Genomic DNA, 10,833 nt, shown 5'->3' with positions numbered 1-10,833 from the left:
CCGGGCCGGCCTGTGTCAGGACGACCGTACGGCTGCGGTGTGTTGTCCCGCAACGAAACAAGCGCTCGTGCTTCCACTGTGGTCCTACCTCGGCCGATGGCGGACCGGCGCGATCACCGGAAATTCGCGGCCACGGACCCGTAACGAATCCCGAATGGACTAGTGGCTGAATTTGATCATCGAGACGGGAAGTGAACACATGGGAATCCTGACTTCACTTCCTTGCAATCCGGTGTGTGCCTGTGACACCGTTCAGTCATGGCCGAAGCTCTACTGCCGCCTGGGCAGTGGGTGCCCATCACCGGACGTTCCGATTTCCCCGAGAGTCTCCGTGTTGAGGGCGCCTATATCCCGCCACCGTTGCCGCGGGATCTCACGTTGCCGCCCGCCACCTACCGCCTCGCCGCCCGAGCCGAGCACGCGCTCGGCAGGCTGGACGAAGCGGCAGGCCGTCTCGCGAGGTGTGACGGTCTTGTCCGATCGACTCAAGTGCGGGACGCGCAAAGCTCTGCCAGCCTCGTCGGAGTCAACGTCAGCCTGACCGAGGCACTGATCGCGAACATGCTGGCAGGACAGGGTTCCACCAAACGCCCCGACCTGCTTGCCAAGATCACGCCCTACCTGCGTGCGCACGACCACGGTCTGCGGCTGGTCCGTGCCGGTGCTCGCCTGGACGCGACCCTGATCAGGGAGCTCAGCGCGATCATGACCGGCCGGAGCTCGGCTGAAGTCCTGAGAACCGAGCACGGTCGCCTCGGCGGCGGGCGAACGGCGCCGTACATGCTGACTGCGATGGGGCCACATCTGGTGCCGCGGTTGAAGGAATGGTCGGACTGGGTGCACGGCGACATCCGTCAGCCCAGGGTCGCCCACCTCGCTGTCGCCCACTACTTCTTGGAGGTACTGCAACCGTTTCCCACTGCCAACGGGCACGTCGCCCGGGTGTTCAGCATGCTCGAGATGGTCCGGCAGAAGTTGCTGCGCAACCAGATCCTGCCGTTGTCGGTCTGGCTGGACGACGAGCTGGACGTCTACCGGTGTCAGATCCGGGCAGTCGTCGACACTGGTCGCCTCGACCGCTGGGTCGACTTCTTCTCGATCGCCATCCACGACCAGGCGCAGGCTCAGCTCCAAATGGTGTACAAGCTTGGCGAGCTTGGGGCGGAGCTGAGCAAGGGTATGTCGCCGTCGGGGACAGCGGCCAAGGTCGTCGCCGACGTCATCGGCTTCCCGGTGATCAACCACCGGGAGATCCAGCAACGATATGGCGTATCGAAGAAGTACGCGACCGAAGTCACGAGGCGACTGGTCAACTCAGGTGCTCTCACCAGCTGGGAGTCCCGCAAGTACGACCAGGTCTTCTACTCCGAACCGGTGATCAAGCTGTTGAGCTTGAACAACAGAACCACGGCGGACGTGCGACGCCACCCGCCGGGCATCTCGACCGATCCACCACCATCGAAGGACAAGCCAGGAAAACGATGATCATCCCCCGACAGTCCCCATACGGCCCCGACCGGCACCGCAGGCGTGAGTCGCGCCACCGCCGACGGCCCCAGTTCACGTTGCTGGACTGGGTCAGGTTCGCGTTGTCCGTGCTGATCCAAGTTGTCTCAGCCGTCATCGACTTCTTCAAGCACTGACAGCGGCAACGGTTCGCCGCTCGGGCGGCTCAGCAGTTCCCGGATCTTCTCCGCGGTCGGCTCGTCCACCTCGACCACCAGCCGCAGGGCGTTGCTGAACTCACGGCGTGCGGCGGATTCCCCGCCCGATCTCCACAGTGCGCAGCCCAGCAGTGTCCGTACCCGCGCATGCTGCTGGGCTGTCACATCAGGGAGTTCGTCGAACGCGTCCCGAGCGCGCGTGAGGTAGTCGGTCGCGGTGTCCTCCCGCTCTGCCAGGAGCATCAGGTGGCCCAGGTGTTGCAGGTCGGCCGCGATCTCGTGGGGACGGCGGTGCTTGATGTGCAAGGCCAGCCGTTCGTCGGCGCAGTCCATGGCCCGGTGCAACCGGTCTCGCGCCCGAAAGGTCCGGGACAGTGCGTTCAGGGCGGCGACGTGCTCGTCGGGATCGTCCAGTTTCCGCCGGACGGCCAGCTCCGCCAACCCTTCCGCCTCAGCGAACCGGTAGTCGCCGCGCATGTGGTACGCGGCCGCTGAGTGCCGGAAAACCGCTGCCAGATCTGGAGATTCCGGAGCTGTCGTGCTCAGTTCGCGTCCGCAGTCACGTAAGTCGTCGCACCAGGACGTGTCCGTGTTCACGGTGACGAGCGACCACGCGGCGGTGAGGAAGGACGCGGCCGTCCGGGGATCGCCCGTGCTGACCACTTCCCTGGCAGCGGCCAGGATCTCGTGCCGGGAGTCGCGCAACCACCCGGCCGCGTCGCCGGGAACGCGCCGGGCGTCGAGCATTGCCTGCAGAAGTGCTGAGACCGTTCGCCCTGGTCCCTCGCTCACTGGCACCCTCTCCCGTGGTCGCGCCAAGTCGCTGGTCACCCTCTGCGTCACGCCGACATTCACATCGTCGTGCAAACGCAATTGCATCGCTTGATCACCAAGTATTCACCGTTCGGGTGACAACCAGAAGCGCCAGCCCGGTGAAACGACCCGATGACGAGGTGATATCGGACATTCCTGTTCCAGTGACGTGGAACACGGATGTCGATGACGGCGTGGTCACACCATGTCTACTGTGGACCAGTGAGTGCCGGTGGCCGCTGGTGGGCGCTGCGGCGAGAGGTAGGACGGGTCATCGGCGAACGGGTGACCGCAAGCTGGGGGTGCGGCTGCGGGATTCGCTGGAATGTCGTAATCCGCGTGACCTACGCAGGTGTTGCCGACGCGAGCACCCGCGCCGCGGCGGGAGGGTTGAGCGCACCGACCCCGTCCCGTCAGGAGCTAGTGGCCTTCTCCATCCCACGTCGCCGCGGGCGGCAGATCGTCTGGGCCGTGGTGGCGGTGTCCGCCATCGTGGTCGCCGTGGCGTCCTTGCCCGCGTATCTCACCGGTGGCCCGTCGACGAGCCGGGGCAAAATCAACAAGGACGTCGCCCTGCATCACCTCTCGCTCCTGGTGCACGTTTTCCCGGCGAGTCTGCTGCTTGATCGGGCCGTTCCAATTCGCGGCCAAACTGCGTGCCCGTCGCCCGCAGCTGCATCGCGTGCTCGGTCGCGTCTACATGGTCAGTATCGTTGTCGCCGCTGTTTCGTCGTCGGTGGCGGTTGTCTACTCCACCGAGGGTGTTTCTGCTCAGGTTGCGTTCTGCCTGCTGACTGGCGCGATCGTCGCCGAGTACTTCATTGTCCCCAAGACCATCTCACCTCTGTCGCGCAGGTGTGAACGCGACACCGAAACGCGCCGGTCACCAGCCGAGCTGGTCGCCGAGCCGCAGTCGTAGCCACAGCACCAGGCGTTCGTCCGGGTCGGCGAGGTCGAAGCCGAAGATCTCCTCCGCACGCGACAACCGGTACCGGATGGTGTTCGGGTGCACGGACAGCCGCTGTGAGGCCGCCGCGGTGTCGCCGTTGGCGTCCAGGTAGGCGAGGATCGTGCCGGCGTAGGTCGTGCCGTGTTCCAGGTCGTGCGCCCGGATCGACGGGCCGAGCCTTCGGGGCAGGGCCTCCTGGGCGGCGAGGATCCGGGCCAGTTCGGACAGGGTCGCGCTGGCCCACACCTCGTCGATCGTGGCCACGGGGCCACCCGGCCGTTCGGCGAGCGCGCGCAGGACGAGATCCGCGTCCGCGCGTGAACTCGCGATCAGCCGCAGCTCCTGCACGAGTGAACCGAGCCCGGCGTGCACGGGCACCCGCAGCGCCCCGTGGGCACGCCGGGCGATGTCGGCGACGAGCTCCCGGTGCGCGTTCGACGACGGCAGCAGCGCGTAGACCGTGCCGTCGATCAGCGCGCAGCCGTGCCTGCCGTAATGGGCCTCGCAGTGCAGGCTCACCAGGTCGGCGAGGCGGGTGGCCGCCTGGGCCGCGAGGGCGTCGTCCGAGGCGACGGTGAACGCGGCCACCGCCACGGGCTGGTTCGGGTCGAGGCCGAGCTGCGGGGCCACCGCGGTGACGCTGCTCGGGTCGGCGAGCAGCCGTCGCAGCAGGTCAGCCCGTCTGCGCCGGACGGCGTCGTCCGCGGTCCGGGCCGCGAGCAGGTGCAGCGAGACGATGTCCGTCACGTCGGTCAGCGCCTGCTCGGCCGTGGCGTCCAGGTGGTCGTCGACGACCCAGACCGAGCCGAGTTCCTCGTCACCCGCGCGGACCACCACCCCGAGCCGGGGCAGGCCACCGGCGATGGCGGGGAACCGGCAGGTGCGCCCCGACTGGGTGAGGGCGCGGTACTGCTCGTCGTAGTACGGGCCGTCGGGCACCTGCAGACCGAGGATGCCCTGGCTGCGGCCCGTGTCGATGGCCTGGCCGGGCAGAGTGGAGTACGCCAGGATGCGGCGGTGCGGGTCCTCGATCACGGTGGCCCCGCCGACCATCCCCGCGATCGCGTTGGCCAGCGCGAACAGGTCGTTGCCCGAGGCCTGCGCGAGGGTCGAGGTGATCATGGCGTCCAGGTGGTGCCACGCCACGGCCTCGTCGGTGGCGAGCAGTACGACACCGGCCCGCTCGGCGGCGCCGACAAGGCCGGTGACCGGTTCACCGAAACTCTTCACCACCAGGCATGCGTACCCGGCATCAGCCGCCGCGCCGACGAGCTGCTCGGCCTCGTCGGTCCCCGCGCCGACCGCGAGCAGGATCGCGTCCTTGACCGGTGCGAGCGGGGCCCGTCGTTCGAACACGAGCACGCCCGAGACCGGCACAGGCTGCGCGGGCAGGACAGTCAACGGCCGCAGCAGCGACGAGCCCAACGCCTCGAGAACCTGCCCGAGATCGGGAACCGCTGTATCGAGCATCGTCACCTACCTCTTTGGCCGGACGCACAAAACATCCGCGGAATGTCTGGACGGCCGCTACATGTGTGCAGCCAGTGTGGACACGACGCTATCCGCATGGGCATTCCTACACCCGTGCCGCATGTGTCACCGGCTCAGGCGAACGCGACCGGTGCCGGCATCAGGATCCACCTGGCCGACGACTACCGCACGCTCGACCAGGTGTCCCGGTTCCTCGCCGGTGTGTGGCAGACGCCCGCGTCCCAGCCGCCGTTCACGTCCGACGCGTTGCGGGCGATCGAGCACTCCGGTGGCGCGGTCCACTACGCGAGCGGGGACGGCATCGTGGCCGCGTCCGTGCTGGTTTTCGGACCGCCGGATTCCCGCGCTGCCTACTCGATGATCGCCGCCGCCCGCACCAGCGACCGCGGCACCGGTCACGTGCTCAAGCAGGCACAACGGGAATGGGCGCTCGAGCGCGGCGCGACCACCATGATCTGGACGTTCGACCCGTTGGTGAGCCGCAACGCCCACTTCAACATCGCCAAGCTCGGCGCGACCGCCACCGAGTACACAGTGGACTTCTTCGGCCCGGTCAACGACGGCGTCAACGGCCACGACGACACCGACCGGCTGACCGCCGTCTGGCCGCTCACCGAGCCGCGGCCGTCCCTTGTGGCCGGGCCTGACCTGCACGAGACCGACATCGACCCGCGACCGGCGCCGGACGGCAAACCGGTCATCGCACGGGACGACGGCGGCTACTGGTGCCGGGTACCACGCGACATCGTCGCCATGCGCCGCGCGGACCAGCAACTCGCCGCGAGGTGGCGGGTGGCTGTGCGCGACGTCCTGCTCCCGATCTTCGACGCGGGTTTCACCGCGACCGGGTTCAGCAGGTCCGGTTGGTACCGCCTGACCCGGCAGGCGGGCCGGCCGTGAAAATCGAACGCGTCGACCTCATCGCGGTCCGGCTCCCGCTCGTCCGTCCCTTCCGGACCTCCCGGATGGCCGGCACCGACCGGCACACCTTCCTGCTGCGCGTGACGACCGACACCGCCGAGGGGTGGGGTGAGTTCGGTGGCGACCCGGAACCGCTGTACAGCGCGGAGTTCGCCGCCGGTGCGCACCGTGTCCTGCGCGACCACCTGGTGCCCAGGGTCGTCGCGCAGGACACGGTCACCACCGCACGGACCGCCGTCGCGATGGCCCCGGTCAAGGGCAATCCCATGGCCAAAGCACTGCTCGAGACGGCGATCCTCGACGCCGAGTGCCGTACGCACTCGATGCCGCTGGCGACCTACCTCGGCGCGGTCCGCGACCGCGTCCCCGCCGGGGTGTCCGTCGGGATCACGGACACGATCGCCGGCCTGCTCGACGTGGTCTCCGGCTACCTGGCACAGGGCTACGCCCGGATCAAGCTGAAGATCGAACCCGGCTGGGACGTCGAACCGGTCCGCGCGGTCCGCCGCGAGTTCGGTGACGAACTGGCGTTGCAGGTCGACGCGAACACCGCCTACTCCCTCGTCGACGCCCAGCACCTGCGCGGGCTCGACGAGTTCGGGCTCGTCCAGATCGAACAGCCACTCGGCGAGGACGACCTGCGCGGCCACGCCGAACTCGCGAAGCTGCTGCGCACCCCGATCTGCCTGGACGAGTCGATCCGCTCCGCGGCCGACGCCGCCGTCGCGATCGGGCTGGGCGCCTGCCGTGTCGTCAACATCAAACCCAGCCGGGTCGGCGGCTACCTGGAAGCGCGGCGGATCCACGACGTCTGCACCGCGCAGGGGATCCCGGTCTGGTGCGGGGGAATGCTCGAGACCGGCGTCGGTCGCGCGCAGAACCTCGCACTGGCCGGGCTTCCCGGTTTCGTGTTGCCGAACGACCTCTCGGCATCCAGTCGTTACTACGCCGAGGACATCACCGAACCGTTCCTGCTCGACAACGGCTGTCTGTCTGTTCCGGACGGTCCCGGCAGCGGTGTGACCGTGCTCCCCGAGACGCTCAGCCGCTACACCGTGTCGACGGAGACCCTGTACGAAAGGTGACCTTATGAGAGTGAAAACAGGTGTTGCCGTGGCGTTGGCAGTCACGGCGTCGCTGCTGGTTGCCCCAGCGGCGTCAGCCAGGACAGCATTGTGCGACACCACACCGATCCAGACGGCGATGAAGGCGTTGAAGCGCGTCGGCGCCACCGGTATCGCCGTCACGGTCAAGAGCCCGCGTTGTGGCGTGTGGAACGGCGGCGTCGGTCTCGCCGACCGCCGGACAGGCCGCGAGGTCTCGGGCCACGAGCACAGCCGGATCGGCAGCGACACCAAGACCTGGACGGCCACGGTCGTGCTGCAACTCGTCAGCGAAGGCAGGATCAAGCTCGACGACACCGTGGACCGCCACCTGCCCGGCCTGGTCCGCACCAAGCGCTACGACGGGCGCAAGATCACCATCCGCCAGCTCCTGCGGCACACCAGCGGCCTGCCCGACTACCTCGAACACCCCTTCTGGGAAGACGAGGACGCGCACCGCTGGGACCACATCGAGCCACTGTGGACGGTGAAGCAGGCGCTGACGCTGCCCCCGCCCGAGCGCAACCCGGCGGGCTTCTCGTACTCCAACACCAACTACAACCTGGCCGGGTTGATCGTCGCCAAGGTCACCGGCCGCCCCATCGCCACCGAGATCGAGCAGCGGATCATCAAACGCCTCGGCCTGCGCGACACGTACTGGCCGGGGGACCGGACCTCGATCTGCGCGCCGGAGCTGCGCAGCTACGTCGAACGAGCCGGGACACTGGCCGACCGGACGGAGTGGAACACCTCCGAGGCCGACGCGTCGGGCGCGCTGATCTCCACGGGAGCCGACGCGACGGTGTTCTGGACCGCGCTGCTGACCGGGAAACTCCTGCCCGCGGCCCAGCTCGCCGAAATGAAGCGGACAGTCCCCGACGAGCTCAGCGACGGCTACGGCCTGGGTATCGAGCGCTACCGCCCGGCGCCCGGTCTCGTCACATGGGGCCACAGCGGCAGCATGTCCAGCGGGCACGTGTTCCGCAACGCCATGACCGAGGACGGTCAACGCGCCGTGACACTGCTGATCGGCACGGACACGTTCGACTCCGGCAAGCTCGACGCCGCCGTCAACGACCTCATGCGCGATCTGCGCTGAGCGCCTGCGCGGTCGACCAGTCGAGGATCTGCTCGCCTGTGCAGAACAGCGCTTCATCGTGGCCGCGGATGTGCTCGAGCGCCTGGTCCAGGTACTTCAGCCGGTGCGGTGCGCCCATGATGTACGGGTGCACGACCAGTGCCATCACCCGGGCCGAGTCGTCCGCGACCGCGTCGGCGAGGATCTGGTCGAACTGGTCGGCCGCGCGCCGCCGGTACTCGTCCGCGGTGTGGTGCTGGATCAGCATCATCGCCACGTCGTTGCACTCCTGGGTGTACGGCACGTTCACGATCGGGCCCGTCCGGGTGCGCAGGCGGGTCGGCTGGTCGTCGAGCACCCAGTCGCACACGTACTCGTAGCCCTCCTCGACCAGCAGGTCCGGGGTTTCCCAGGTCTCGGTCAGGCCCGGCCCCAGCCAGCCGCGGGGGCGTTTGCCCGTCACCGCCGTGATCGCGTCGCGGGTGCGTCGGATGTCCAGGCGTTCGTCGGCGACCTTCTGCATGTTCTTCTGCGTGTAGCCGTGCCCGACGAACTCCCAGTCCCGGTCGGTCGCGGCCTGGGTGATCTGCGGGTACGCGGTGATCGCCGCGCCGTTGATCGCCAGTGCCACCGGGATGTCGTGCCGGTCGATCACGCGCAGCATCCGCCAGAACCCGACGCGGTTGCCGTATTCGTGCCAGGCCCAGTTGGGCACGTCAGGGGACGGCACCCCACCAGCGGGCGGCGTGAGCACGGTCCTGGGCATGGGCTCGGTGTCCAGCCACTCCTCGACGTTGACGATCAGCCACACGGCAACGCGGGCGCCACCGGGCAGGGCCAGCGCAGGGCGGCCGTGGATCGGGTCGTAGTCGATGCGCTCAGTGGGCTTCATTGCTCCTGCTTTCGGTGATGGTGACGGACAGGGGTGCGAGGCCGTCGATGTCGACGCGGATGACGTCACCGGGCCCGACCGCGCCGACCCCGGCCGGTGTCCCGGTGTAGACGAGGTCGCCGGGCATGAGCCGGTAGTCGCCGGACAGGTGGGCGATGATCTCGGCGACCTGCCAGATCATCAGCTCGATCCCGGTGCGCTGCCGGACTTCGCCGTTGACCGACAGCCGCAACCGCGCCGTGGTCACGTCGGCGTCCCTGGTGATCGGCCCGCACGGCGCGGACGCGTCGAACGCTTTGCCCGCCTCCCAGGAGATCTGGCGTTGCCTGCAGTCCCGTTGCCGGTCCCGGCGGGTCAGGTCGATCCCGGCGGCGTAGCCGAAGACGAGGTCCAGCGCGCGATCGACCGGGACGTCCACGCCCTCGGCGCCGACCGCGACGACGAGCTCCCCCTCGAACTGGAAGTCCGCGGTCCTCGGCGGGTAGGGGATTTCGGCACCGTCGCCGACCACCGCGTCCGCCGGTTTCTGGAAGAAGAACGGGTCGTCGCGTTCGTCGCCCTCCTTCATCTCGCGGATGTGGTCGACGTAGTTGCGGCCGACGCAGTACACCCGGCGCACGGGGAACCGCTCGTTCGAGCCTGCGACGGGAACGGACACGGTGGGCGGGGCGAACACGAGCGTCATCGGGTCTCTCTTTCGGCGGTGCTGAACAGGATCGGACGCAGGAACATCGCCAGCAGCGCGCCCACCAAGGAGAAGCCGGCGATCTGCACGAGCCCGCCGCCGGTCCAGCCCAGCGTGCTGACGAACCGGCTGAACACGTACCCGGCGACGCCCGCGGCGACGTAGACGCATGTGATGAACAGGCCGGAGGCGTGCCCGGCGATCTCCGGGCGCACCGATTTGACGAGCAGACCGGCGAGCACCACGTACCCACCGCTGCTGGCGAACAGTCCGAACAGGAACGAGAACGTCGCGTGCCACGCCGGGTCGGGCGGGCCGACGAACAACGCGACACCGGCCGCGGCCGTCAGGACGTTGACCAGGCCAAGGCAGACACGCGGATCCAGCCGGTCGGTGAGGTACCCGCCGATCGGGGAGGCGAACGCGGCAAGGCCCGACAGACCCACAGCGAGCCCCGCCTGCCCGGCGGTGAATCCGAGCTCGTCGCGTAGGTAGGTCGCGTACAGGCCGATGTAGGCGAAGTCGGCTAAACCGAAAAGGACGGTGATGGCGGCCAGCAGCATCGAGTTGCGGCTCAGCACGGACTGCGCTCCACCGACGTGATGGGACTGGGTCTGTGTGCTCGTCGCCTCGCTGAACCGGCGTGGTACCAGGAAAGCGACCGCGACAGCGACAACCAGGCCGAGGACGCCGAACGCGACCATGGGGACGCGCCACGCGCTCGGCTCGGTCAGCAGCGCCGCCGCGACCAGCGGCCCGACCACGGACCCGGTCGCGAACGCCATGTTGACCGCGCCGATCGCCAGGCCGCGATGCCGGGGGAAGGCGCCGGCGGCGACCGTGATGATCGCGGCCAGTTGCAGCGCCTCGCCGACACCGGACAGCACGCGCCAGACGAGCATGTCGGCGAACCCGGCGCTGGCCACGGTCATGATCGTGGCGACCGAGAAGGCGACCGTGCCGACCACGATCAGCACCTTGCGGCCGAAGCGGGCGAGCGCGATCCCGGCCGGGATGCCCGTGATCCCCATCCCGAGGGCGAACATCGTGGCCTGCAGCCCGGACTGGTCGAGGCTGAAGCCGTACTCGGCGGTGACCTCGGGCAGCAGGACGGGAAAGACCATGCGGTCCATCGCGTTGACCGAGTAGGCCAGCAGGAGCAGTGCGAACATCGCGATCGCCGGGCCGGGCGCGACGGTACTTCTCCGTGGGGCGCTGATCGTCATGGGTAAACCGC

11 protein-coding genes are annotated in these 10,833 nt (G+C 68.6%); 6 read left to right on the top strand and 5 right to left on the bottom strand.

Going from position 1 to position 10,833, the window contains the following annotated elements; all coding sequences use genetic code 11:
- Positions 1 to 258: 258 nt before the first annotated feature.
- Together AOZ06_RS38585 and AOZ06_RS57110 are read left to right on the top strand one after the other, a co-directional pair.
- Positions 259 to 1,485: a Fic family protein gene (locus tag AOZ06_RS38585; protein WP_157233485.1), complete on the top strand. Its 1,227-nt coding sequence runs from the start codon at positions 259 to 261 to the stop codon at positions 1,483 to 1,485.
- Positions 1,482 to 1,643, top strand: a complete 162-nt coding sequence (locus AOZ06_RS57110) for a hypothetical protein (RefSeq protein WP_157233484.1) — start codon at positions 1,482 to 1,484, stop codon at positions 1,641 to 1,643. The genes AOZ06_RS38585 and AOZ06_RS57110 overlap by 4 nt, the downstream gene beginning before the upstream one ends.
- Here AOZ06_RS57110 and AOZ06_RS38580 read toward each other — a convergent pair.
- On the bottom strand, positions 1,614 to 2,456 hold the full coding sequence (locus tag AOZ06_RS38580; protein ID WP_157233483.1) for a hypothetical protein: 843 nt from the start codon (positions 2,454 to 2,456) through the stop codon (positions 1,614 to 1,616). The genes AOZ06_RS57110 and AOZ06_RS38580 overlap by 30 nt on opposite strands.
- Before the next feature lie 643 nt (positions 2,457 to 3,099).
- Between AOZ06_RS38580 and AOZ06_RS38575 the strand changes: the two genes are divergently transcribed.
- On the top strand, positions 3,100 to 3,396 hold the full coding sequence (locus AOZ06_RS38575) for a DUF2306 domain-containing protein (RefSeq protein WP_054293889.1): 297 nt from the start codon (positions 3,100 to 3,102) through the stop codon (positions 3,394 to 3,396).
- Here AOZ06_RS38575 and AOZ06_RS38570 read toward each other — a convergent pair.
- Positions 3,361 to 4,896: a PucR family transcriptional regulator gene (locus tag AOZ06_RS38570; RefSeq protein ID WP_054297239.1), complete on the bottom strand. Its 1,536-nt coding sequence runs from the start codon at positions 4,894 to 4,896 to the stop codon at positions 3,361 to 3,363. The two genes, AOZ06_RS38575 and AOZ06_RS38570, sit on opposite strands and share 36 nt — an antisense overlap.
- 96 nt (positions 4,897 to 4,992) lie before the next feature.
- Here AOZ06_RS38570 and AOZ06_RS38565 point away from each other — a divergent pair, with 96 nt between their 5' ends.
- From AOZ06_RS38565 to AOZ06_RS38555, 3 genes are read left to right on the top strand one after another with little or no spacing between them, the layout of a single operon-like run.
- The gene (locus AOZ06_RS38565; RefSeq protein ID WP_054293888.1) at positions 4,993 to 5,817 is read left to right on the top strand and encodes a hypothetical protein; all 825 of its coding nucleotides are present in this window, start codon (positions 4,993 to 4,995) and stop codon (positions 5,815 to 5,817) included.
- Complete coding sequence (menC, locus tag AOZ06_RS38560; protein ID WP_054293887.1) at positions 5,814 to 6,923, top strand: o-succinylbenzoate synthase; 1,110 nt, start codon at positions 5,814 to 5,816, stop codon at positions 6,921 to 6,923. Before AOZ06_RS38565 ends, menC begins: the two co-directional genes overlap by 4 nt.
- Before the next feature lie 4 nt (positions 6,924 to 6,927).
- Positions 6,928 to 8,040, top strand: coding sequence for a serine hydrolase domain-containing protein (locus tag AOZ06_RS38555; protein ID WP_225952999.1), 1,113 nt, complete (start codon positions 6,928 to 6,930; stop codon positions 8,038 to 8,040).
- On the opposite strand, the gene AOZ06_RS38550 is transcribed toward AOZ06_RS38555, so the two are convergent.
- The 3 genes from AOZ06_RS38550 to AOZ06_RS38540 are packed head-to-tail and all read right to left on the bottom strand — an operon-like array spanning position 8,021 to position 10,822.
- Positions 8,021 to 8,911 carry a polysaccharide deacetylase family protein gene (locus AOZ06_RS38550; RefSeq protein WP_054293885.1) on the bottom strand — a complete coding sequence of 297 codons (891 nt, stop codon included), beginning with the start codon at positions 8,909 to 8,911 and terminating at the stop codon, positions 8,021 to 8,023. The genes AOZ06_RS38555 and AOZ06_RS38550 overlap by 20 nt on opposite strands.
- A complete protein-coding gene (locus AOZ06_RS38545; protein ID WP_054293884.1) occupies positions 8,898 to 9,596 on the bottom strand; it encodes a fumarylacetoacetate hydrolase family protein in 699 nt (232 codons plus the stop codon). The genes AOZ06_RS38550 and AOZ06_RS38545 overlap by 14 nt, the downstream gene beginning before the upstream one ends.
- Complete coding sequence (locus tag AOZ06_RS38540; RefSeq protein WP_054293883.1) at positions 9,593 to 10,822, bottom strand: MFS transporter; 1,230 nt, start codon at positions 10,820 to 10,822, stop codon at positions 9,593 to 9,595. The genes AOZ06_RS38545 and AOZ06_RS38540 overlap by 4 nt, the downstream gene beginning before the upstream one ends.
- Between the last annotated feature and the right edge of the window lie 11 nt (positions 10,823 to 10,833).

This window comes from Kibdelosporangium phytohabitans (assembly GCF_001302585.1).
In the GTDB taxonomy this organism is placed as follows: Bacteria; Actinomycetota; Actinomycetes; order Mycobacteriales; family Pseudonocardiaceae; genus Kibdelosporangium; species Kibdelosporangium phytohabitans.
The sequence above is the reverse complement of the archived record's forward strand: the minus strand, read 5'-3'. Positions and strand labels throughout refer to the sequence as shown.